The sequence below is a fragment of the Maridesulfovibrio sp. genome (genome assembly GCF_963666665.1).
Taxonomy (GTDB): domain Bacteria; phylum Desulfobacterota; class Desulfovibrionia; order Desulfovibrionales; family Desulfovibrionaceae; genus Maridesulfovibrio.
Genome location: NZ_OY762999.1, coordinates 4109897 through 4134258, shown reverse-complemented (window position 1 = coordinate 4134258; position 24362 = coordinate 4109897). Strand labels below are relative to the sequence as shown.

The window sequence follows — 24362 nt, the reverse complement described above, 5'->3', positions numbered from 1 at the left end:
TATAATATTATTGACTGACGCCTTTTCTGTCTTTCTAACAATCCAGCATGCGTTTCATAATCAATCCGGACTGATCACGTCCCCGCAAAGCCATGCTGAAAGCCCTTTCCTGCCCTTGCTTACGGGCAATTTTCCGTGCCAACGCAAGATTCTGCATCCCCTCATCAAGCCGATAGCTGTGTAAATTGGTCAATGCCAGCTCAAAAAGCAGCCGCCAATCATTGGAATCCTGCATGGCAAGGGAGGTAAGAAAACCGCCCCGAACCTGATCCAATTCCTTACGTGGGCGCAGCATTACATCAATAAGACGCAGGACCTCGGTACCCTGTGGATCATTATCATAAAGAGAGAGCAGGCAATCTAAGGCTGTATGCGGCAGATGGGTCTTGGGTTTAAAGGGAAATCCTCCCCGAAAAACACGTTGCTGACTCTTGAGTTCCTTGGCCCAATAGATGAGCAGATCCTTTGGCTCCTTGGGCGGGAGCTTGGTACTGTTTACAGCCTTCAAGTGCCTGTACCAGAATGCTTTTGCCGTATCCCAATTTCCAAGGCGCAATGCTGCAGCCGACCCCGTAAAATTAACTCCAAAAGAATCTTCAAACAACTTCCCGCCGAGCAAATTCATCAAATTTTCTTCCACTACCGGATTCGCATTGATAACTGTTTGCACTCGAAGCGTGGCGACAACCACATGCTCATCCTGACCAGAGGCGGCAAGCCGGGACAATACTTCGCGAACCGGCAAATCAAGCATACCGGACTCCCACATGGATGCAATCGTCACTGCCAGCCATTTCTCAGCTTCTGAACCAGTTGCCCTGTTACGCGCTGAATCTTTCGCGTATTCCAAAATACGTTCAACTCGATGAATGGGCAGATGCTCGGATTGTACTCGCTCGTGTGCAGCCTGCCCCATCTTTTGGATCAAATGATCATTACCAAGATAAAGCTTCAATTTTTCTTCAAACTCCGCAGCATCCGCATATGTATCAATTTCCCGTCCCGGTTCAAACAACGATGCCTGTTCATCTCCAAGATCCTGTGTGAGCAACAGACTGCCGCATGAAGTCCCCTCGAACAGCCGAAAATTGACCTCGCCCAGAATTGATTCATTAGGAATTATTTTCGTGTCCTGATACAAAGCCAGCATTTCACTGTGGCTCAGTGACTGTTCGACAGGAAAAGAATGATCACCCACCCTGCTCTTGATAAAATCGACCATCCATTTACGGCCCGGACGCTGATCACTCAGCCGTCCCACAAAAGCTATTTCATTCTTACGCTCGGCAATGGGCGGCGAAGCCAGATCGAATGCAAATCTGGGCAGCCAGCGGACATCGGAAAGCCCTTCAAGCTTGAATGGTGGAACCAATGATTGCTGGGTGGATAGAACCTGATCAAATAATCGGCCATAAGTATTATGCCAGTGTATATTCAAATGCGGATCAGTGGCCCAAAAAACAGTTGGGCAATCAAGGGTATCCAAACCTTGAATCAAGGTACGTTTACCGAGGCTTTCGACCTGCAACAGCAAGTCCGGGGTAAAATCATTCTTTTCAAGGATCTCGGGCAGATCACAAAAAAGATCATCACTCTGCGCAATACTGAGTACACTATGGCCCAATTGCCTTAAGGCGGTAACTCCTGTGCCAAATGGCCCGACAATACAGACATTGAGTTTATCTTTCACAATGCATAACCCCATAGAACTAAATCAAATCTACCAATGGCCCACACAATTTATTATTTTTCAATCAATACACTTTCAGAAACTCCAAGCCAAGCCGGATTACCCAGTAAATCAATAAAATAGGTCTAAATCCCGGCTGTAAACCATCCTCATTCATTTTACGCATTTTTTTCATTCATTAATCAGCAAGAGCCTCTTAAATCAAGCTCGCAACACAGGAATTACAAACAAAAACAGCCACCCGGACTAATAAAAATAAATATGTAATATCAGTCGTTTGCACAAAATTAAGTACATCAAACTTATGCTTATAAAACTTTTTATTCTTTATAATTGCGAGCAAATGCGGTTTTACATAGAACCTTCTTCACGAAAGCGCTTTTAAGCGTCACTTAACACGCTTAAATATATATGCGGAGCCGTAGTTAAGTTGGTTATAACGCCGGCCTGTCACGCCGGAGGCCGAGGGTTCGAGTCCCTTCGGCTCCGCCACTTTTCCGAAAAGGGTATTGATCGAAAGATTAATACCCTTTTCTGTTTTGTGCTGCTGCACAATCAAGCCGATCCCACCTGAAGAAAGAAGCGCACGCCGAGTGATCAAATTTTCAACTGTTGATTTTCTTTTCGACTACCCGCATAAAAGTCCAAATAAAGGAGACTCACGATGAAAAATAAACAAATACTAGTCCTCAATATCCTTGATGAAACAGCTTTCAAGATAAGTTTCGACAATAGGGTCGCCGAGGTATTTCAAGCTCTGGGTATTCCTTATGACACCGTATATCTGGCTGACCTTGAAAATGTCTCTGAAATTGAAAGCTACACCCACCTGCTGATTTCCGGCTCTGAAGCAAGCGTAACAGAAGAACATAACTGGGATTTAGCACTGGATTCAATTATTCACAGCTTTATTGCGGCAGACAAATCGATCCTAGGCCTATGCTTCGGGCATCAGTTCTTAATCAAACATATTCTCGGCAAAGCCCACGTGCGGAAGTCACTGACCCCGGAAATAGGCTGGACCGACATATCCATATCCGAGAACAAGATCTTCAGCGGGATACCCACTTTGAAGTCAGCTGTTTTTCATTTTGACGAAGTCTTTGATTTGGATGATAGATTCGAAATCACCGCAAACTCAAACCGTTGTGCTATTCACGGTTTTAAGATGAAAGACAAGCGTATCTGGGGCCTACAGTTTCACCCCGACTTTATGTATGAAGATGTTGATAAATTCACCGAGATAATTCGAAACAATGTTGCTGATTTTGAACAGATTCACTGCCAGACACCTGTATCCTGCACTGAATTCGCGAAGAATAATGAGATCTTTAAAAACTGGATTGAAATATCTTAATTGCCGTCCTTTTCTATTGGAACAGGCTTCAATTCCTCATAGTCAGCATCCAGCTTTATCCCGAAGTACTTAGCCAGTGCGTCCAGATATTCCTGTCCTTCCGGAAGAGCTATCACTTGCTCTTCATCTCTCTGGATCAATTTAAGCCTGTGATTGAATAAGACAGCCCAACCTTCCTCAAACGGTTTAACTGCAAATCGTGATGTCGTAAAAAAAGAGTGCGGACTCGTCGATGTATAATGATTTCCGTAGGCAATATCTGCCTTGCAGACGTGTTCCATGTCAAAGCTGTATAGATTCTTCCACTGCTCCCCTTCGAGCTTTTGCACCATTATCCCGAAAACACCTCCATCCAACAAACGAAATGACTGCCCTTTAAACTCCTGAACCACCCCTATATCCAGGAGCAAAGGACCAAGCGGAGTATCCTTTCCAAACCCCACATCGGCAATCCAATAACGACCACCAACTTTAACAAGAGATATTTGATGCCCGCGACCGGAAGGTTCACCTGTCAAATGGACCCTTCCCAGAAGCGGACGGGCTTCAAAATCAAAAGCCTGAAGCGCCATAAGAAATAAACCGTTTACCTCAAAACAATATCCACCACGAGGACTGCACACCAATTTCTCAAAAAGAGAAGAAGGAGCAAGATCAATACCGCGCCCCAACTGAATATCAAAATTTTCTATGGGAATTGAATAAAGCTGGGCCTGTTGGAGAACGCGCAGGCCTCTAGCTGTATTTGAAATATTTTCTGATAGATGCAGCCGGTCACGATATAATCTTACATCGAAGCTAAAGCCGGACATGTCACCCTCCTTAACTCAACAGAGAAAACCTGAAAAAGTCTCTAACACCGCATAATAAAATTCACCCTACCGAAAATTATCCTCACGCCACAAGATATCATTACCTGAGAAATAAAAACTCCTGTCAAAAATATCAACTTGGAACTATACTATTTTTAAGACCGTATATTTACTAAACTACCTATTCATTTTTTACACTCAGGAGCCCGAAGCCGAAAATGCTTATTAAGTATTGGAGCACACGTTTGTGCTTATTCATCATATTCTACCTTCTAGCTTTATCAGCTATAAGCAACATTTTCCCCTGTTTTGTTTTTGCGGGGCAAAAAGTCGACGTCTGGTGCTACTATTGCGAACCGCCATTTACTATCAACACTGACCAAGGTCTGAAAAAAGACTTCGTAGATTTACTGAATGAAGAAGCAAAAGAAAATTTTTCGTTTGAACTGCTCTCCATGTCCCGAAAAAGACTTGACCTTTTCCTCGCAGAAGGAAGGCCTGGTATTGTTTTATTTGTCAGCCCCATATGGATGAAAGAACAGGACAAAGCTAAATTTGTGTGGAGCCCGCCGATACTTCATGACCGCAATGAAATTGTTTCACGCAAAAATAACCCTGTTAACTACTTAGGGCCAAAATCAGTTTACGGGCTTACTATGGCTGGTGTTTTTGGACATAAATACAAAGACCTGGATGAAGCTGTTGCCCAAGGGAAAATCACACGCAAGGATGCGGCATCCATGGACTTGAATCTGCGCACAGTAGTGGAAAATCGAGGCAGGGATTTCACAACAATACCAAATTCCGTGTTAGGATATTTACTTCATAAATATAATTATGAAGACAGAGTTTATATATCCCCAGCCCCACTGACCAAGTATACTCGCCATATATTGTTAAACACACCTGATCCACTATTAAAAAAATTCATATTTAATTTCACTTCAAGCCTTGAAGATAATAAGAAGTGGAAAAGGATCAAAGATAAATACAAGCTTAAATAACATCAGACAATCCTCACCCTCAAATATTTACAGTACATTTCCTATTGCCTCCACCTCCCCACTACTGTATTTTAATAATCGGTCAGCAGTTCACCAAGGCGCCGTCACCCTTTTGGGAGCTAAACCTGCTGCAAATTTATTCCATTCGACACTTATCCTGTGCCGAGTCGGAAGGACGGCCACCGGCAATCCCTTTTTTATGCGGTAGGCACGAAAACAAGGATAAGCCATGTCACGAACACAACTCCCACTCATCATTACCGATGTTTCCGCTTTGTCGCGTAATCTGCGCAGACAACTGGAAGATGCTGAACGCATTCCCAGCCACGTGGAAATGCTTAATCTGCTGGCTAAGGCCGGAGGTTACAAAAACTTCCAACACCTCAAAGCCGAGCACGACATCCCCCAAAAACACGAGACAGCGCCCCTCGACTTGAAACGGGTTAAAAAGGCCGTTCGCTACTTTGATCTTAACGGACGACTTCAGCGCTGGCCCAAGAAACATAACCAACGGGTTCTATGCCTATGGGTACTCTGGGCCCGGCTGCCGGCACGCACAGCACTGACAGAACTTGAATTGGATGAACAATTGATTCTGAACCATTCATTTTGCGACCACACCATGCTGCGGCGTTGGCTGGTGGATGAGGGGATGATTTCAAGAACTGCTGACGGGAGGGAATATAAACGGGTCGAATCCCGTCCCCCGCTCGAAGCTGTGGAACTGATCAGACAGATCAACTAATAATCAGAAAAGGGTGCCGGACTTAATTGTCCGCACCCTTATTTTATTTGAAACAAAGATAGTGGCTGTTAAAACCGTCTTCGGGAATGTCATTCACCTCAACCCGACTGAATCCGGCCTCCCTGCACATAGAGACTGCTTTTTCCCGGCCCCACATCATACCCAGCCCGGTTCCTCCGTCCACCAGACCGACAGGCATGCAGTGCATCAGGCTGACCGTATAAAGAAATGCCCCCATGGGATGATCCATATTTTCCCCGACCGAAGAACTTGCCTTGATGTCGATCATGGAGAAAACACCACCGGGCTTGAGCATTTTATGAATATTACACAAAGCCTCAAAGGGACGGGTCTGATCATGGATAGAATCAAAGGCTGTAATATAATCAAATCTCACCGAATCAATATCACCACCGGCGGCATCCTGAAGTTGGAAAGTAATATTCTTTAATCCCAATTGCGCAACCCGATTACGACCGTTGTTCAAAGAATCTTCTGAAATATCAATCCCGGTAAATTGCGAAGCAGGAAAGACCTGCGCCATAACTTCTAGGGCAACTCCTTCCGCGCAGCCGATATCACAAACCGAAATACCCTTTTTCATGCGCCGAACAATCTCACCACCCAAGACAGAAGGCAGAAAGGTTTGTACCAGCACATCACGATGCTTGGCATCGGCCAGCTGCTCCATGAATGAATAAAATCTTGGATAACGTTCATAGGGTATACCTGCACCGCTCTTCACGCCTTCAAGCACTCCTTCCCGTGCGCAATCCGTAAGCAAAGGAATTTCCTGCGTATAGACTCCAAGGTTTGAATTCCCCCCCGAACGACAAAGAAAGGAGACATACTCCTCAGGTAATTCAAACAGTTCCTGCCCCTGAGCATCGGTATGGATCTCTACAATTCCCCCGCAAACCATCACTCCCAGCCACTCACGTAAATACCTCTCGCTTACTCCGCCCTCTTCCGCAATAACCGAGCAAGATGACGGAGTATCCATATTGGCAAGTACTTCAAACAAACCAGCTTCATAGCCGATACCCATGGCTAGATTGAGTGCCCCGTAATTTAATATGTCGCACATTTTATTGCTGAATATTTCAGCCTTATTACTCATCTAGAATTCTCCACCTAAATATATTTTTTTATCAACTCTCTATATTCCTGCAATAAAAAGCAACTGTTAACAATGAAACTCCAAAATGGCCAAAGGCTGACTTAACCAAAAAAACTAGCTGTTCATGTTTGCATCCCACCTGAAATAAGCTATTACAATAGACAACCATATAAACTTTCAACCGCCAGCTTTAAGAGGTTTTTGCATGACTCTGCCCACTGATTTTGCACCAGCCGAAAGGACTCCCTTGCCGGAACTTCAGGAGCTGGCAGACATCATACAAAAAAATTCAATGGCAACCGCGTTTCATGCGCTGCCCGTCCCTTTACTGATAATCAATAGCTGCCGCCAAACGGTATTCTGCAATTCTGTATTTCAATCTATGGCTAAAAGTAAAAATCCGCGCGAGACAGTGGGACTTAGGCCGGGAGAAGCATTGGGTTGCATCCACTCAGTTGCGCATGAAGGCGGCTGTGGAACGAGCAAATTCTGCCGCGACTGCGGGGCCGCAACATCAATCATCAAATCCCTTGAAGGAAATGCTCACACTGAAGAATGCCGTATCTTAAGAAAGTCAGCAGACTTCAATGAGGCATTAGACCTGCAGGTTTTTACCTCTCCCTTCAAATATGAAAATTATGATCTTATCATTTTTACAGTACTCGATATCAGCCATGAAAAAAGAAGGAAGAACCTTGAACGCCTGTTCTTCCATGACATATTGAATCTCGCCACAGGACTCCGGTATGCGTCACAGATGCTTTGCCGAAGCTCCGCATCAGACAGGATATACAAGCAATGTCTAAAAATGGACAACACGATTTCTCAACTGACAGAAGAGATTCAAGCCCAACGCGATCTAAGCAAAGCAGAAGAAGGAATCCTGAAAGTATCCATCAGGCCGACCTCCTGCAAAGGAACACTCAGAAAAATATGGGACATGTACAGCAGCCATCCACTCTGCACAGACCGCCGGATTCAGATAGATGAATTCGAGGACTTCTACTTTAATACGGACCCTACAATTTTAATCAGATCTTTGGGAAATATGGTCAAAAATGCCCTTGAAGCATCCGAACCGGGAGAAACTATTACATTAGGATGCCAAAAAGAAGACGGGCAGGCCCACTTCTGGGGCCATAATAATTATTTCATACCTGAAAAAAGCCAAAGGCAGATTTTCAAACGATCTTTCTCTACTAAAGGTGATGGAAGGGGATTAGGAACTTACAGCATGAAACTGTTGATAGAAAAGCACCTCAATGGAAAAGTGTGGTTTGAATCCACTCCCGAAAATGGTACCGTTTTTTCCATATCAATTCCCATGAATGAGCAACTAACTACGGAGTAAACCATGATTGAAATGATTGAAATCGCCCCCAAGGTTCTGGGGCTCAAGATCAACGGCAAAATTCATGAAGAAGATATGAATAAAATGATCGCCGTCTGCAAAAAAAAGATGGAAGAATCAGAAAGGATTGCCGTTTATGTTGAAGTCGAAGAAATGGGCGGAATTTCCTTCAATGCTCTGGTTGAAGATTTGAAGTTTGCCCTGCCCAACTTGAAACGGTTCTCCAAGAAAGCGGTGGTTTCAGAGATCAAATGGCATGAGCCGCTGATCAAAGTCAGCGACAAGCTTTTTCCCTCAATTGAGGTCCGCCATTACAACCCGGATCAAAGGGATGAAGCCCTTGAATGGGTGCAGGAATAACTTTCTGAAACTTTTTTAAAAAAACCTGTTGACAACTTGAGCGAGTATCTTTAGAACTGATTCCTCACTGGGGGCGGATAGCTCAGTTGGGAGAGCATCGGCCTTACAAGCCGAGGGTCACAGGTTCGAGCCCTGTTCCGCCTACCACCCCAGATACTAAACGTTGCTTAACGCGTTTAATATATTGCGGAGCCGTAGTTAAGTTGGTTATAACGCCGGCCTGTCACGCCGGAGGCCGAGGGTTCGAGTCCCTTCGGCTCCGCCACTTTTCAAGAGAAAGCCATCAATCAAAAGATTGATGGCTTTCTCTGTTTTGGTTAACCGTAATCAAGAAAATGAGTTGACGCAGAACGATCAAACGGAGAAATGGATTATGGCAAATGCAACCTCTAGTTGAATGTGATCAAAACAGTTGTTCCATGCTCATCAGAAGTCTGCATAGAAATATCTCCGCCAAGAGCATTAACCATCAGTTTTGCTGAATATGTCCCAAGTCCGGTTCCCTCCCGTTTGCCGGCAGTTGAATATTTATCAAAGAACACGCCGCGGATTGATTCAGGCACTGCCCCTTGATTGTGAATGGATACAGTTTTGGAGGAACCTTCGGTAAAAACGATATTGACCTCCCCACCTTCCGGAGAAGCTTCAAGGCTGTTTTTTATACAGTTTGAAAATATTGAGTAACATAACAATTCTTCCGCTTGAACAATCATCTTCTCCACTTTTTCGTCGGGGGAATTTGATTGTTTTTGCAATACCTGAATATGCTTGCCATCAATTAAATTCCTGTTTTCATCAAGGACACTCTGGACGGTCTGCATAATATCAACCGACTCAGGCATATATTCGTATAAGCCATGTTCTATCTTGTAGATATCCAATGAAAGGTTAATCATGTTCAGCATGCGGTAACCGGACTCTTGAATCTTTTGGACAAGAGTCCGCTCAAGCTCGGTAAGATCAGCCTCTTCCAGTAAAATGGTCGGCGCTCCGATAATCAATTGAAGCGGAGATTTCAAATCATGCTTGGTAATATGTTCAATATCTTCACGCAGCCTGGCGTTCTCTCTCTGCTTATGCACAAAGGACAAGAGCAGCCCGGCAATAACCAGAGAGACTAAAAAGGAATCAACAACACCTATGATAAGGACCTGACTTGAGACTTTGCCCCATAGAGCGTAGCTAACGGAGCAACTCAAGATGAATGTCAACAGCTCAGAAATGAGGACACAGGCCAAAAGCCATTTCCATGTCGGGATTTCCCAAAGCTTTTTCTTCGTCCTGTATGACACAACCAATCTCCCAACTCTTGTGTGCTACTGCATCCCGGAAAACAATCAAAAGGAACAAATTTAATTAATCCCTAAAGTTAAAAACACACTACAATAAACCGGACAAAAAAACACATTATAATTAACCCTACCCACGAATTGACTATTCATTATCAATATATATTTTTAGGATCATGAAATCCTGCTACAATAAAACCAAACTTTTTCAAGAGTAATAAAATGCATAAAAAAATATTTCTGGCACTGACAATTCTCCTTTTATCTACTGTTTCGACCCAAGTTCAAGCTGGCGACCAAGAAATAAGCAATGACATAACAGTCAGAGAAGAAGCCGCTTCGGAAAACTTAACAGCCAAAACCAGACTTGATAAGCTGGCAAAACCCTACGATGATGTTAAGATATCAGATGGAATAAGCGCAGGGATTATTTCTGAACGCGAAGACAAAATGATAGAAAACAAACACGGAACTCCGGACAAGGAAAAAGGACGTGAAGTCGGGGTTGGCATAAGCCTCAGCTTCTAATAATATTTTGAACAAAAAAGAACGGAGGCCGAGCCATGAGAAAGAGGTTCTCAATATTCTTTGCAATCTGTTTCACCAGCTTTTTACTATTTGGATTTTCACAAAAAGAAGTATCCGCAGAGGAAGGAACGCCCTGTCCTTGGATCATCTCGAAAATACAGGTTAGCAAATGGGCCAATGGTAACCAGAAATCAAGAATTTGGGTTAGTGGCAGCTTTCCGATACCTCCTGGAGTTTCAGAAAGACCTACATGGTTTATTAATGGGAATAATGTGGGGCATTCACAAATGTTTTTTGGGCAAAGAGTTATCCCAAACTCCTCCCATTTACTCAGTCCCGGACAAAATTCCATCACGGTTCGTTTTTTAAAAGCTCCGTATAATGGTGCCTCTTTCACAAAAACGATTTCAAATTTCAGTTGGGATGAAGTAGCCCCGGGCCAATACAAAAGTTTCAACTAAACAGAACGCAGAAAATGGTTACTTGAAAAGAACACAGATAATCGCTACTCAGCTTCTGCAACAATTAATTTAAAATAGGCAACGCGCCTGTTCCTGAAAACCACCCCTCCTCAAGAGGGATAAACAAAGAGTTTAACATAATGGAAAATTTACCTAATTGCCCGCAATGTAATTCTGAATATGTATATTCTGACGGAAGCACCCTCATCTGCCCGGAATGCAACTATGAATTTCAGGCTGAAGACGTTGCTGAAAAAGTTTATAAAGACGCAAACGGCAACGTTCTCGTTGACGGTGACACTGTCATCGTCATTCAGGATCTGAAAGTTAAGGGTGCATCTTCATCCATCAAAAAAGGAACCAAAGTCAAAAACATCCGTCTGGTTGAACCTGAAGACGGCGTGCATGACATTTCCTGCAAGATTCCCGGCTTCGGCGCAATGATGCTGAAGACATCCATTGTAAAAAAAGGCTAGTAAGCCCGAACAGCTTTACAGCTTTTTTTACCCCTCAGTGTTCACGCAAAGGCTGCATCAAATGATGCAGCCTTTTTTTATTACCGCCATCACACTGAACGCCTGTTCAGGCCACAATTGTCGCTTTTTCTTTACATTACCACCAAATTTAATGTTATATATTAAGGTAAGCTTAGCATCCGGTTGTCGCACTACATCCACTAAAGGTAGTAAGCTTTTCAGGAATATAACTGTCATCTTCATCGAGGGAGGAATTGCATGAACTTTAAGGACTGGAGCCTAAAAAACAAAATTATCATACCCACTTTCTGCATTGTGGCGATTATCCTTACCGCCAGCACATGGGTAATGACTGATCAGGCAAGAAGCTTAGCAGTAGAGCAAGCCAGCAAGGGTGCTGACACTGAAGCAAAAGGATACGGTAATGAAATATCCGAAACATTAGGGAAAGCTCTTACCGTAACAAGAACTCTAGCCGCCATGTTTGAAGAGGGCGCTAACTACAAAGTCATCCCTGACCGTGAATTCCTCGACTCCGTACTTGTACACACTCTGAAAAAGCACCCCGGCCTTTCCGGTGCATGGTGTACCTTTCCGAGCAAAAGCAGCTACGACAACCGGGAAGATGAATACCGCGAAAAATACAAAGGAGCGTACCGCAACTGGTATTACCGCGACGGCGGAAGCATAGCCGCTTCATATGTAGGAGATGAAAACCTTGAAGGACAGGCATGGTTTGAAAAACCCATGTCCGGCAATGTGGAGACCCTCTCCGAACCATACCCGTGGGAAGTGGATGGAAAGACTTTCTGGCTTTGCTCCACCGGATACCCGGTTAAGAAAAAAGGGCGTAACATAGGTATTGTAGGCGTAGACTTTTACCTGAACGACCTTCTTGATACCGTACTTAAAATCAAACCGTTTGAAACCGGCTATGCGTTCCTGGTAACAAATGAGGGAACCATTGTTGCGCATCCCGATTCCGAGCTGCAGGCTAAAAACATAACCGAAATTCTCACAGGCAAAAATCAGAGCGATATTCTGGCCGCAATCAATAACGGCAGGACCTATTCTTATGTAGCAGACTCTAAATCAGGTAATAAGGAATACATTACCTATGCTCCGATCAAAGTCGGTAAGACTTCTTTCCCATGGTCCATCGCATTGGTAATCCCCATGGACAAGGTTGAAGCACAAGCCAATGCCATTGCCAAGAATAGTATCATGGTCAGTGTTGTGGCAATTCTTATCCTGCTGGCTATTCTCTTTGTACTGGCCGGAGTTATCAGCAAGCCTATCCTCAAGACCGCAGGCTACACTAACAAAGTTTCTGAAGGCGACCTCGATGCCTCACTGGAAATCAACCAGAAAGATGAAATCGGACGTATGGCCGACTCCCTGCGGGCCATGGTCGGAGAACTCAAGAAGACCATCCTTAAAGCGGAAGATGAAACCCGCAAGGCAGAAGAAGAGTCTGCAAAAGCACGCGAAGCAACTGCCGAAGCGGAAAAGGCCCGAGCCAAGGCAGACATGGCCCGCACTGAAGGCCTGCATCACGCAGCAGACCGAGTTGAGCAGGTACTTGAACGGGTAGTCTCCGCTTCTGAACAGATGTCCGTTCAGTCTAACGAAATGCTGCAGGGATCAGAAATCCAAAGCGACCGCATTTCCTCCACAGCAACAGCCATGGAAGAAATGAACGCAACAGTTCTGGAAATCGCCCGCAACGCCAGTGACGCTGCAGAAGCAAGTAACGATGCCCAGATAAAGGCCAGAGACGGAGCTTCGGTTGTCGAGAAATCCAAAACAGCACTGACCCAGACTGTAACCGAGGTAAACAACCTCAAAGGCAACATGGAAGAGCTGGGCAAGCAGGCCAAGGGAACCGAAGCCATTGTCGGTGTAATTACCGATATTGCCGACCAGACCAACCTGCTGGCCCTCAACGCAGCCATTGAAGCCGCACGTGCAGGTGAAGCCGGACGAGGTTTCGCTGTTGTTGCCGATGAAGTGCGCAAACTGGCGGAAAAAACCATGACTGCCACAGGGGAAGTATCTAATTCCATCAACGCGATCCAGCGTGTAGCCGGGGATAACATCCGCTCCATGGAAACTGTCTACACCCGCATTGCTGAAGCAAATGATTTCTCTGAAAGCTCCGGCGGAGTTTTAAAGGAAATCGTTACCGGTGCCGAAGAAAGTGCGATCCAGATTCAAAGTATCGCCACAGCGGCTGAAGAGCAGTCTGCCACCTCAGAAGAAATCAACAACTCCATCGAAGAAATCAGCCGGATTACCGCTGAGACGGCAAATGGAGCACGAGAATTTGCTTTGGCTCTTGAATCGCTCGCTGAACAGGTATCTGAAATGCAGAAAATCGTAGAAGACCTGAAAGATGAATAGAAAACAACTGCAATAATAAGATAGAAGGCCGTATCAACCGATACGGCCTTTCTTTTTGCATCTTCTCTGATTTCAATAAATAAATCTTTTTACAATTTTTCAGCTTCCCCCCTTTACTTTTTCTTAAAGATTGTTGAAACAACCCCTGCAAAACTAGATAAAGTACTGTAATTACTAAATAAAAACACGACAACATTGTCTTAAACACGCCGACAGTGTCGCAAAAACAAGGGGTATTTAATGAATTTCAAAAACTGGAGCCTGAAGACTAAAATTATTTTGCCGACTTTCTGCATAGTGGCCCTTATACTTGCCACAAGCACATTGGTCATGACCAATCAGGCCAAGAAAATGGCTGTAAAACAGGCAAGTGAGGCTGCCGATCATATCGCCAAAGGATTCGGCAATGAAATTTCCGAAACAATGGGTAAAGCCCTGACCGTAACCAGAACACTGGGCATCATGTTTGAAGAAGGTGCCAACTATAGTGTTATCCCGGACCGCGAATATCTCGACTCTGTACTGGTTGGTGTTCTTGAACGGCATCCCGGTCTTGCCGGTTCATGGTGCGCATTTCCCCCGGATGTTTATGACGGCCGGGAAGATGATTACATGGGCAAATACAAAGGAGCCTACCGTAACTGGTACCATCGCGACAATGGACAAATTGCAGAACTGTTTGTCGGTAATAAAGATGTCTCCAATGTGGGCTGGTTTCAAAATCCCATGTCCGGCAATGTGGAAACAATAACTGAGCCATATCCTTGGACAGTAAATGGTAAGACCTATTGGGTATCTTCCACTGGAATTCCGGTCAAAAAAAGCGGGCGGAACATAGGTGTTGTGGGTGTTGATTTTTACTTGAACGATCTTCAGGAAACCATTCTTGAAATCAAGCCTCTTGAAACCGGCTACGCATACCTTGTAACCAACAAAGGGAACATTGTAGCCCACCCCGATTCAGAATTGCAGGCCAAAAATCTCGGTGATGTGATCGACCACGAACACAAAAAGGAAACCCTGAAAGCCATTGAAAGAGGCAGGGCTTACTCTTACGTGACCGAATCTGAAAACGGAGAAAGACAATATATCACCTATGCTCCGATCAAAGTCGGAAAAACATCCTATCCATGGTCTATCGCACTGGTCATCCCCATGGATAAGGTTGAAGCTCAGGCCAATGCCATAGCCCAGAACAGCCTGATCATCAGCGGTATAGCCATCGCCATCCTGCTGGCAGTTCTTTTCATGCTTGCCGGACTGATCAGTAAACCGATCATCAAAACCGCAGCCTACACGACAAAAGTTGCTGACGGCGATCTCGATGCCGATCTCGACATTAACCAGAAAGATGAAATCGGACGCATGGCTGATTCCCTGCGGGCAATGGTAGCTGAACTTAAAAACACTATTCTCAAGGCGGAAGATGAAACCCGCAAGGCTGAAGAGGAATCAGCAAAGGCACGCGAAGCAACTGCCGAAGCAGAAAAGGCACGCGCCAAAGCTGACAGGGCCCGCACCGACGGTCTGCACCACGCAGCAGAACGAGTGGAGCTTATCCTTGAACGGGTAGTTTCCGCTTCCGAACAGATGTCCGTACAGTCCAATCAACTGCTCAGCGGAGCAGAAATACAGAGCGACCGAATCACCTCCACAGCGACAGCAATGGAAGAGATGAACGCCACAGTACTGGAAATCGCCCGCAACGCCGCCGACGCCGCCGGAGAAAGCACTGAATCACAGGACAAAGCCCGAAATGGAGCTGATGTCGTGGATAAATCCAAAAGAGCACTGGGCCAGACTGTTTCCGAGGTGAACAACCTCAAAGTCAACATGGAAGAACTGGACAAGCAGGCCAAGGGAACCGAGGCTATCATCGGCGTAATCACCGATATCGCCGACCAGACCAACCTGCTGGCCCTGAACGCCGCCATTGAAGCTGCCCGTGCAGGTGAGGCCGGACGAGGATTCGCAGTCGTGGCCGACGAAGTCCGCAAGCTGGCGGAGAAAACCATGACCGCCACCGGTGAAGTATCTAATTCCATAGGCGCCATTCAACGTGTTGCCGGAGAGAATATTCGTTCCATGGAAACCGTTTACGCCCGCATTGAGGAAGCAAGTGATTTCTCGGAAAAATCCGGCTGGGTTTTAAAAGAAATCGTAACCGGGACAGAGGAAAGTGCAGTTCAGATTCAAAGCATTGCCACCGCTGCCGAGGAACAGTCTGCAACATCTGAAGAAATCAACGGAGCAGTCGAAGAAATCAGCCGTATCACGACTGAAACAACAGACAGCGCAAGGGAATTCAGCAGAGCACTCGAATCCCTTGCCGTTCAGGTTTCGGAAATGCAGAAAATAGTGGAAGACTTGAAAGCTGAATAAAAAGCTTACAAATTAACTCAAAAACAACGGCCCGGAATGTCATGTTCCGGGCCGTTATCATTTAATATTCTTCATAATGAGCAGGATGCTGGTCCTTGCGCCTGCCGTCAGGTTTATCGAAAGCACTGATAGTTGCCATATCATCAGCTGACAATTCAAAATCAAAGATATTAATATTCTCAAGCTGGCGTGACGGGGATGTGGCCTTTGGAATGGGTATCGCCCCCAGTTGCACGTGCCAGCGCAGGATCACCTGTGCCGCGCTTTTTCCGTACTTATCACCGATAGCCTTGATTGAAGCTTCCTGCATGGCGGAACTGTCACGGCCCAGCGGACTCCATGACTGGGTAATGATCCCATGCTGCCCATGCCAGTCGCGCTGTTCCTGCTGGATAAAGTAAGGATACAGCTCAACCTGATTCACTGCCGGAGCGACGCCGGTTTCATCCATAAGCCGTTGCATGTGTTCAGGCAGGAAATTACTGCAGCCGATAGACCGGACCAGCCCCCTTTTACGGGCTCCAATAAGAGCCTGCCACGCCTCCACGTACAAATCCTGACTGGGATTGGGCCAGTGGATAAGGTAGAAATCATAATAATCCAACCCGGCCCGGTACAAAGATTCCTCTACAGAATAAAGGGCTTCATTGTAACGATGACGCAGACCGGGGACCTTGGAGGTCACCAGCAAATCTTCGCGGGGAACCCCGCTGCGGCGGACAGCCTCACCCACAGCGCCCTCATTCTCGTACTTGAAAGCTGAATCAAGCAGGCGGTATCCGCTGCGGATGGCATTGACCATAGTCTCCACCCCGGCGGAACCGTTGAGTTTGTATGTACCGAATCCCAGTGCAGGGATCGAATTACCATCATTCATCTTCAATTCAGGTACGGAAATAACACTCATATACTTCTCCAGCTTTTAACCTTCGTCATGGTAAATTAATTGCTCGGGCACCCAGAGATAAATTTCAAGATCAATCTGACCGTCAAGGCTGAACTCAACACCTTCGTGTTCCAATAATTCACGCTGCCTTTCATAGCCCTGCCCTTTTTTCAGGGAAATACGCCCTTCACGGTTTACCACCCGCTGCCAAGGCAGATTCTCCTTTTTCCCGCTGCTATGCAGGATACGCACAACCTGCCTTGCTGCACGGGGATTACCGGCCAAAGCCGCAACCTTGCCGTAAGAACAGACTTTTCCTTCCGGAATAGCCTTAATAACCTCGATCGCCTTTTCAGTAAAAACAGTCCTGCCCATGTTAGCTACCTTCAGACTTCAATTAAATACAAAATGCATTTTCCACGCAAGATATACATGTTATATTTATTCAGCTGAAACCGTTTAACAAACGTGAGTTTGCAATGATTGAAATTTTCAGAAGAGTATCCGCACTGTTCCTGCTCTGCCTTGGCGGTTACCTCATGATCTGGCCTGGGGGCAAACTGCTTATTGTCAGCCTCTATGAAGGCTCCACCATTGAGAGTCAAAGAATAACTGTCACTACTCCGGCATGGTTTGAGCTGGCAGCAAGCATGACCAGCCCAGAAGGGGTACCGGAACTGGAAGACAGAGCATACGGATATAACCATAAGCGATATATATTCAAACCGGACGAACCGCCCTTTAATGAAATATCCCATTACCCCGAACAAGCTGTTTTTGTCTCCATTGGCAGCGGTCAAAAATGGCTGCGTATATACGCCAGCCACCCCGGAGATATCTACAGCCTGCCGGAACAATTCAAGCACCCTTATTTTTACCATGGTCCGGGACTGATAATGCTTGGCTTCGCCATCTACTTCTTTATTCCGCGACGCCAATATGAAACGGACGAAATCCATTATCCACGCGGGGCCACGGTAATCGTCCCTGATATTATGGGATTGATCCTCACGCCCATATTCTTCCTGCTGCCCTTCCTCATTGTCTGGGAGATGGATGCCGGGGGGAGCGTATTAAGCCTATCCAAAGGCTGGATATGGTTAACCGGAACCATGTGGCTGATGGCCGCCATCTGGTCGGTGCTACTGCTCACCGCACTGAAATACAGCGATCTCTGCTACAGAATAACAGATCAGGGGCTCCATGTTGTCAAAAGGGGAAAAGATAAACTCATAAAATGGCATGAAATTGAATACTTCAGAAACTACAGAACCCGGCTGGGCGGAAAAATATCCACCCTGCTGCTTATCCTCGGGACAACTTTGCAGGCCCTAGCAACCGGACTGATGCTCCGCCATCAGGAAGAATGGGGCATCCGCATACATCCCAGCAAGGGTAAGGAAATCAAGATAATGGGTAATGCTCTCGATCAGTTCGATGAAATTGTCCGTGCCTTAAAAGATCACGGGGTTAAAAGAAAAAACAACAAGTAATCAAAGAGAGCAATTTTTTACAAGACCGCTGACCGCATGCTGTCTAGCTTGTGTTCCATAAATGTTTATGCAACTCTTGTGTGAAAGCGGTGCTACTAATGAACAAAGGGACAATCAGATACCTGCGGCCTGAGACTATCGAGGGCCTCGAAATTCAGGAAGTTATTAACTCTAACCATTCCTTCCCGAACCATACCCACGGTTTTCATTCCGTAGGCGTCATGGAGGCAGGCGGTTGCTATTGCCGCCAGCCGGGTTCAGGCAGTTCCTTTGTGCGTGGAGGGGAAATAGCCCTCTTCAATCCCGGGCTTGTCCATTCCGGTGTAATTACCGACTCTGACACCCGGCTCACCTACCGAGTTTTCAGCTTTGACAACCGTTTATTTGAGAAAGCCCTCCGCGACCTTAATGAAACAGAAGGATTACCGGAATTCAGGTCCGTTGTAACCGAAGATAAATTGACCACCGGAACCCTGACCGAACTCAACTACGCCGCATCAACAGTAAAAAGCAGGCTGGCCCTTGATACAGCCCTTGCCCGTGCTGCAGCGGCCCTCTTGACCCGCCATTGCGAAGCCCAATCCAAAGTACCGCACACCAAGGAACCTGCAGCGGTAAAAAAAGCCCGCGAATATCTTCACGAGAACCTCTCGGAGAAGGTTTCACTTGAAGAACTTTCACAGGCTACCGGACTATCCCGCTATCATCTGCTGCGGGTATTCAGAAAAACCACCGGACTTCCGCCGCACAATTATCATTTGCAGCTGCGCATTGAACACGCCAAGAGACTGCTGCGTTCCGGAATGTCCTTTGCTGAGACAGCCCTGCAAAGCGGCTTCTCAGACCAGAGCCACTTCACCAACACTTTCCGCCGCTATACGGGCGCGACTCCCTCGCAATACACTAATATTTAATTGTCGCGTATAAAACGGGCATATTTACGGTCACTCTTAATGATGTGCTCAACCAGCCAATTATTCAGATATTCAAGCATATCCTGAAAAGGCACATACTTAGTAAAAACCGCTTCCTTGTAATCTTCCAGCTGGCGGATAAATCCTTCATGTTCTTTAATGTGCTCATCCAGATGAAGGTAACCGTTGTCGCGCATAAGCTTCTCTTCATCCTGAAAATGTTCCTGCGCGTATTTTTCCATACGACTCAAGCATGTACAAGCCGCGCTCTCTTTATCTCCAGGACCGGCTGCAGCCAGATCATTAAGCATTTTAATTAAAAATCTATGTTGCTTATCTACCAGCTCATTTTCAAGGCTATATTTATCTTTCCATTCAGCAAAAACCATATGCATAGCCTCCTTTTCGCTACAAAAGAACACCTACATATTCGAATCATCATTTCTATTATTTTTTCACCATTATCCAAGAGCAATTTTTTCCAAGACCAAGGTCAAACAAGCGGCTACTTTTCTCTTTAAGGAGAAAAATATGAACGCAAACAAATCGAACACATCTATAATTCCTGTATTTTCCATACTGGCGGCGGTGCTGCTTTGGGGAAGTTCTTTTGCGGCAATGAAACATCTTGTAGGAAATTTGAATCCGTGGGCGGTAATGTGGATGCGCACGGGAATAGCCACCCTAGTGCTCACCCCCTTCATTTCAAAACTTGCTGGCCCGGTAAAAAAAGGAAAGGACAGATTTGCACTTGCCATAATGGCTTTATTCATGCCCTGTCTTTACTTCCTCTCAGAATCCTATGCCCTGACCTTCACCACCGCCACACAGGCCGGATTGATCTCCGCCTCCCTACCGCTGATGGTTTCAGCCGGAGCAGGATTCTTTTTCAAGGAAAAAACAACCCTGGCCGGATGGATAGGGCTTGCTCTCTCCATGCTTGGAGTTGCAGCATTGACCTTGAGCGGCAGTCCCTCCGGTAACGGCTCAAACCCGGCACTGGGAAATATGCTTGAACTTCTAGCCATGGTTTGTGCTGCGGGATATATGCTGCTGGTAAAAAGGCTCTCCGCCAGCTACGGTCCATGGACTCTGACCGCAGTCCAAAACAGTGCCGGATGCATATTTTTCCTGCCAGGCATGTACCTGCTTATCCGGGACGGTCTCGGGCAGAACCCGCTGCATGTTATCCTAGTTGCCGGATACCTCGGGGCCTTCGTCACCCTCGGCGCATTTGGACTTTATAATGTAGGAATGAGCCGCCTGCCTGCAGGAAAAGCCTCAGCTTTCATCAACCTTGTACCGGCCATTGCAGCATTTTTCGGATGGTTTCTGTTGGGTGAAACACTGAATTTCACACAACGGCTGGCCTCAGTTGTCATCTTCGCCGGGGTAGGACTTGCCCAAATCGGAGGAAAGATTAACTGGAAATCCATGATCGTCACCCCTCACGGGTCACTTTTAAAACAAAAAAACTAATCTTATTATCCTCAGTTTATATTTAATCCCGGCAAAATTAATTTTGCCGGGATTTCTTCATTGAAAAGACATATGCAGAGCTTGCGGAAATAACCTTTTATAAATTACACTTTTATATTAAGTTACGTTTTATTGAAGATACTTCTAAAAATAAGACAGACCTTAAAGGCATGTTCATTGCTGCACTACACAGCTTTCATTACTCCGGGGTAATTATGAAAAAAATTTTTGTCGCAATTTTATTCTTGTTTTTTGCAATAGGGACAGCTTGGGCGGACCAGCCCGTAGTAGGTTTTGTTACCGGAGCTTCAGGTCTTGGCGACCTTTCATTTAATGATATGTCTTATGGCGGAATCCGCAGAGCACAGCAGGAATTCAATTTTAAATTAATCATTCTTGAGCCGGAAGTGGACGGCGAATCCAGAATCGAAGATTTCACCAATCTTATCAAACAGTCAGATATCCTGATCCTTGTAGGTGCTCAGCATGCGGAACTGGTAAAAAAGACGGCCCCGAAGTTTCCGAATAAAAAATTCATCATCAGCGAAGTTCCTTTGGATGGAATGGAAAATGTTTCGTCGGTCTTCTTTGAGCAGGGTGAAGGATCCTTTCTGGCCGGGGCGTTAGCGGCACTGACCAGCAAGACCGGCAAAATAGGATTCATCGGAGCAACCCCGGTTCCTCCGGTCCGTAAATTTGAACAAGGCTATGTGGACGGGGCAAAATATGCTGTCCCTGACATTAAAGTCGAAGTGACCTACCTGAGTCCGCTGGGAGACTTTTCAGGATTCAATGCTCCGGCCAAGGGCTACAATGTTGCCATGGGGCAGTACAAAGCCGGAGCAGACATTGTTTTCACTGTTGCCGGACTTACCGGAAACGGTGTAATTGAAGCAGCCCGACGCAGCGGCAAATACGCTATCGGTGTTGATTCGGATCAGGATTCACTGGCCAAAGGTTTCGTATTGACCAGTATGATCAAGAAACTGGACGTAGCAGCCTACAATGAACTGAAGGCAGTTATGCAGGGAAAATTCAAATCCGGCCCCACCAGCTACGGCTTAAAGCAGAACGGTGTAGGATTGAGTGAAATGAAATACACTCGAGACAAAATCCCCACTGCTGTATTAAAAACAATCGATGATATCAGGAACAAAATAATAAACGGCGAAATAAAGGTCCAATACCGGAAAAATCCCAAATAGAAACTACGGACCGCACCAAGGTAAATTCAAAACATGGTTATTGTACTGGAATGAAGGACAGCTTACGGTTTAAAATATCTATAGGCACCGGCCTTATCCTGCTGCTCTTCTTTTTTATGCTGGGATATTACATTGTTGATTCCCAAAAGAGGCTGCTTGAAGACAGTCTCTACGAACACGGCAACCGGATAGCCTCCCTTGCAGCACGTTCCTGCGCCGAATACCTGCCCCGTTTCAGCTTCTTCCTTATCGAAGACCTTGCCCTCTCCATCGAACAATCACCGCAAGTTGCTTTCTGCGAAATTTACAACCGCGAAGGAAACCCCATCCTGCAGTCGGGAAATATCGTATCCAAATCCCATATATCTAAAAACACACCTTCATACGGAGCCAATGTACTAATTGTCTCGCGACCGATTATTAGCGGTCAGGAACATATAGGAAGGGTTGAAATCGGCATGAAGCTGGATAAAGTCAGAAACGAAATCCGTGAGAACACGGTCAGCCTGACAATTCTTTTCACCGCTTGCATGCTCTGCACCATTATTGCTCTGGACGCCTTTTTCCAGCGAATCCTGATCTCCCCGCTCCGAATGCTGGCCAACAACACCAGAAAGATTGCCAGAAGGAAATTTGTCACGGTAGATGTCGGTTCCCGCATGGATGAAATCGGGATTCTAGCTCTTAACTTCAACCACATGAGCCGCAATCTTGAAAGCCTCTACAAAAATCTGGAGGTTAATGTTCAGGAACGGACCCACGAACTTGAATCAGCCAACCAACTGTTGGTCAAAGCTATTGCCAAATCTGAAGCGATGGCAGTGGAAGCAGCCAAGGGAACCCGCGCCAAATCCCAATTTCTGGCTGCCATGAGCCACGAGATACGAACCCCTATGAACGCAATTCTCGGCATGGCTGAGATTCTCGCTGACTCAAATCTGGACGATGAACAACGCAGATTTGTGGAAATACTTCAGGAATCCGGAGAATCCCTGCTTCACTTAATCAACGAAATTCTTGACCTGAGTAAAATCGAGGCCGGTGAAGTTGCCTTTGAAAAAAGAGACCTCAATCTCGACCGGATTATCGGCAAGGCCTTCAAGGTTACCGCCCATGCCGGACACGGCAAAGGTCTGGAACTGGCGTATAACATCAACCGGGATGTACCAGAGCAGCTCATGGGCGATCCCTCAAGGCTGCAGCAGATTTTCGTCAACCTCATAGGTAATGCCATCAAATTCACGGAAAGAGGCTTCGTTGTCGTAGAGACCTCTCTTGTTCAGCCGGATATGGCAGATAAAGACGGGGCGCTTAAAATCCATTTTGCAGTCAAGGACAGCGGAATCGGCATAGAGGACGATAAACTGGACTCTATTTTTGACCGCTTCACTCAGGCCGACTCCTCCACTACTCGCAAGTACGGCGGGACCGGACTTGGCCTTTCCATATGTAAATCCCTGTGCGAGGCCATGGGCGGAAGAATCTGGCTTGAAAGCCGTAAGGGATTCGGAACCACCGTGCACATGGAACTTCCCTTTGAAAAAGACCCCCGGGTTTCCATATCCAACTCACCTCTACGCGGGAAATCCATCCTGATCATTAACGATCAGGACTACTCCCGTCAGGCTCTTGCCATCAGGATCAGCACAAGGACCAAAAGAATCAGCAAAGCCCAGAGTATGGAGGAAGGCCGCAGCTTTATCGAAAACAGCCGAAAATCAAACTCCCCTTATGATCTGGTCATTGTCCGCGGAAACATCCACGACTGGAAAAGACAGCGGACTCTGGACGAATTAAGGGCCATGCAGATCGATGAAGAAAAAATCATTCTGATCACCACGGTCGGGCAGGATTATATTAAGGAATTCCACGGAAGTGTTCTACTGGCACCGCTGGACATGCACTCCCTTGAGAATTCGGCAAAAAAAGCCCTAAGCAAAACAAATACGCAGCAGCAACCTATTCCAGTCCAGCCCCCGGGCAGAATTCGCCCTCTCGACATTTTGCTTGTGGAAGACAACAAAGCCAACTGCATGCTGATCCAGCTCTTTTTCAAAGACATGCCCCATAACCTCAGAATTGCCCATAATGGTGAAGAAGGTTTCGGGCAGGCCAGCACCCATAGCTTTGACCTGATATTTATGGATATTGAAATGCCGGTAATGGACGGTTACGAGTGCACCAGAAAAATTAGAGACTGGGAAAACCGGGCCGAGAGAAAACCGAGCATCATTGTCGCCCTCACCGCCCATGCCCTGACTGAAGCAAAGCACAAAATACTTGAAGCAGGCTGTGACTCCTTCCTGACCAAGCCAGTGTCCAAGGACAAAATCATCAGCACCATCAATGAGCTGTGCAGCCCGTATTTCAGATAAATAAAAGACCCCGAAGCGAAGTATAAACTCAG

Annotated in this window: 22 protein-coding genes and 3 tRNA genes; 18 read left to right on the top strand and 7 right to left on the bottom strand. The window is 46.1% G+C overall.

The genetic code is table 11. The features are described from left to right. Window positions 1-34: 34 nt before the first annotated feature. Entirely contained in the window at window positions 35-1690 is a 1656-nt protein-coding gene (locus ACKU40_RS18855; protein ID WP_320174320.1) for a glycosyltransferase, read from the bottom strand. Window positions 1691-2105: 415 nt separating this feature from the next. Between ACKU40_RS18855 and ACKU40_RS18850 the strand changes: the two genes are divergently transcribed. Together ACKU40_RS18850 and ACKU40_RS18845 are read left to right on the top strand one after the other, a co-directional pair. Beyond that, a tRNA-Asp gene (locus ACKU40_RS18850) sits at window positions 2106-2182 on the top strand. 172 nt (window positions 2183-2354) lie between these two features. Beyond that, window positions 2355-3047 carry a glutamine amidotransferase-related protein gene (locus ACKU40_RS18845; RefSeq protein WP_320174319.1) on the top strand — a complete coding sequence of 231 codons (693 nt, stop codon included), beginning with the start codon at window positions 2355-2357 and terminating at the stop codon, window positions 3045-3047. Here the strand turns inward: ACKU40_RS18845 and ACKU40_RS18840 are convergent. Continuing rightward, window positions 3044-3859, bottom strand: coding sequence for an arylamine N-acetyltransferase (locus ACKU40_RS18840; protein WP_320174318.1), 816 nt, complete (start codon window positions 3857-3859; stop codon window positions 3044-3046). The two genes, ACKU40_RS18845 and ACKU40_RS18840, sit on opposite strands and share 4 nt — an antisense overlap. A gap of 218 nt (window positions 3860-4077) precedes the next feature. On the opposite strand from ACKU40_RS18840, the gene ACKU40_RS18835 reads away from it, so the two are divergent. Continuing rightward, entirely contained in the window at window positions 4078-4863 is a 786-nt protein-coding gene (locus tag ACKU40_RS18835; RefSeq protein WP_320174317.1) for a transporter substrate-binding domain-containing protein, read from the top strand. 229 nt (window positions 4864-5092) lie between these two features. Then, window positions 5093-5608 (top strand): DUF2087 domain-containing protein, encoded by a 516-nt coding sequence (locus ACKU40_RS18830; protein WP_320174316.1) that lies wholly within the window; start codon window positions 5093-5095, stop codon window positions 5606-5608. Window positions 5609-5651: 43 nt separating this feature from the next. On the opposite strand, the gene ACKU40_RS18825 is transcribed toward ACKU40_RS18830, so the two are convergent. After that, window positions 5652-6728, bottom strand: coding sequence for a class I SAM-dependent methyltransferase (locus tag ACKU40_RS18825; protein ID WP_320174315.1), 1077 nt, complete (start codon window positions 6726-6728; stop codon window positions 5652-5654). 382 nt (window positions 6729-7110) lie between these two features. Between ACKU40_RS18825 and ACKU40_RS18820 the strand changes: the two genes are divergently transcribed. From ACKU40_RS18820 to ACKU40_RS18805, 4 genes are all read left to right on the top strand, one after another. Beyond that, window positions 7111-8079 (top strand): HAMP domain-containing sensor histidine kinase, encoded by a 969-nt coding sequence (locus ACKU40_RS18820; RefSeq protein WP_320174314.1) that lies wholly within the window; start codon window positions 7111-7113, stop codon window positions 8077-8079. Between the two features lie 3 nt (window positions 8080-8082). Further along, window positions 8083-8439: an STAS/SEC14 domain-containing protein gene (locus ACKU40_RS18815; protein WP_320174313.1), complete on the top strand. Its 357-nt coding sequence runs from the start codon at window positions 8083-8085 to the stop codon at window positions 8437-8439. Window positions 8440-8510: 71 nt separating this feature from the next. Beyond that, window positions 8511-8586, top strand: a tRNA-Val gene (locus ACKU40_RS18810). Between the two features lie 41 nt (window positions 8587-8627). Beyond that, window positions 8628-8704, top strand: a tRNA-Asp gene (locus ACKU40_RS18805). Window positions 8705-8828: 124 nt separating this feature from the next. On the opposite strand, the gene ACKU40_RS18800 is transcribed toward ACKU40_RS18805, so the two are convergent. After that, complete coding sequence (locus ACKU40_RS18800) at window positions 8829-9731, bottom strand: ATP-binding protein (protein WP_320174312.1); 903 nt, start codon at window positions 9729-9731, stop codon at window positions 8829-8831. Window positions 9732-9950: 219 nt separating this feature from the next. On the opposite strand from ACKU40_RS18800, the gene ACKU40_RS18795 reads away from it, so the two are divergent. From ACKU40_RS18795 to ACKU40_RS18775, 5 genes are all read left to right on the top strand, one after another. After that, the gene (locus ACKU40_RS18795; RefSeq protein ID WP_320174311.1) at window positions 9951-10256 is read left to right on the top strand and encodes a hypothetical protein; all 306 of its coding nucleotides are present in this window, start codon (window positions 9951-9953) and stop codon (window positions 10254-10256) included. A gap of 35 nt (window positions 10257-10291) precedes the next feature. Beyond that, a complete protein-coding gene (locus ACKU40_RS18790; RefSeq protein ID WP_320174310.1) occupies window positions 10292-10717 on the top strand; it encodes a hypothetical protein in 426 nt (141 codons plus the stop codon). A gap of 140 nt (window positions 10718-10857) precedes the next feature. Next, the gene (locus ACKU40_RS18785; RefSeq protein ID WP_320174309.1) at window positions 10858-11193 is read left to right on the top strand and encodes a zinc ribbon domain-containing protein YjdM; all 336 of its coding nucleotides are present in this window, start codon (window positions 10858-10860) and stop codon (window positions 11191-11193) included. A gap of 258 nt (window positions 11194-11451) precedes the next feature. Then, entirely contained in the window at window positions 11452-13596 is a 2145-nt protein-coding gene (locus ACKU40_RS18780) for a methyl-accepting chemotaxis protein (RefSeq protein ID WP_320174308.1), read from the top strand. A gap of 240 nt (window positions 13597-13836) precedes the next feature. Beyond that, the gene (locus tag ACKU40_RS18775) at window positions 13837-15978 is read left to right on the top strand and encodes a methyl-accepting chemotaxis protein (RefSeq protein WP_320174307.1); all 2142 of its coding nucleotides are present in this window, start codon (window positions 13837-13839) and stop codon (window positions 15976-15978) included. A 61-nt stretch (window positions 15979-16039) separates the two neighbouring features. Here the strand turns inward: ACKU40_RS18775 and ACKU40_RS18770 are convergent, their stop codons facing one another. Then, window positions 16040-16885 carry an aldo/keto reductase gene (locus ACKU40_RS18770; RefSeq protein ID WP_320174306.1) on the bottom strand — a complete coding sequence of 282 codons (846 nt, stop codon included), beginning with the start codon at window positions 16883-16885 and terminating at the stop codon, window positions 16040-16042. A gap of 15 nt (window positions 16886-16900) precedes the next feature. Beyond that, entirely contained in the window at window positions 16901-17239 is a 339-nt protein-coding gene (locus tag ACKU40_RS18765; protein WP_320174305.1) for an MGMT family protein, read from the bottom strand. Window positions 17240-17343: 104 nt separating this feature from the next. Between ACKU40_RS18765 and ACKU40_RS18760 the strand changes: the two genes are divergently transcribed. Together ACKU40_RS18760 and ACKU40_RS18755 are read left to right on the top strand one after the other, a co-directional pair. After that, window positions 17344-18357 (top strand): hypothetical protein, encoded by a 1014-nt coding sequence (locus tag ACKU40_RS18760; protein WP_320174304.1) that lies wholly within the window; start codon window positions 17344-17346, stop codon window positions 18355-18357. Between the two features lie 98 nt (window positions 18358-18455). Further along, complete coding sequence (locus ACKU40_RS18755; protein ID WP_320174303.1) at window positions 18456-19271, top strand: AraC family transcriptional regulator; 816 nt, start codon at window positions 18456-18458, stop codon at window positions 19269-19271. Here the strand turns inward: ACKU40_RS18755 and ACKU40_RS18750 are convergent. After that, the gene (locus ACKU40_RS18750; protein ID WP_320174302.1) at window positions 19268-19660 is read right to left on the bottom strand and encodes a bacteriohemerythrin; all 393 of its coding nucleotides are present in this window, start codon (window positions 19658-19660) and stop codon (window positions 19268-19270) included. The two genes, ACKU40_RS18755 and ACKU40_RS18750, sit on opposite strands and share 4 nt — an antisense overlap. A 142-nt stretch (window positions 19661-19802) precedes the next feature. On the opposite strand from ACKU40_RS18750, the gene ACKU40_RS18745 reads away from it, so the two are divergent. The 3 genes from ACKU40_RS18745 to ACKU40_RS18735 all read left to right on the top strand — a co-directional run bounded on the left by ACKU40_RS18745 (window position 19803) and on the right by ACKU40_RS18735 (window position 24330). Continuing rightward, complete coding sequence (locus ACKU40_RS18745) at window positions 19803-20750, top strand: DMT family transporter (protein WP_320174301.1); 948 nt, start codon at window positions 19803-19805, stop codon at window positions 20748-20750. Window positions 20751-20965: 215 nt separating this feature from the next. After that, window positions 20966-21955, top strand: coding sequence for a BMP family ABC transporter substrate-binding protein (locus ACKU40_RS18740; protein WP_320174300.1), 990 nt, complete (start codon window positions 20966-20968; stop codon window positions 21953-21955). Window positions 21956-22005: 50 nt separating this feature from the next. After that, entirely contained in the window at window positions 22006-24330 is a 2325-nt protein-coding gene (locus ACKU40_RS18735; protein WP_320174299.1) for an ATP-binding protein, read from the top strand. Window positions 24331-24362: the final 32 nt, after the last annotated feature.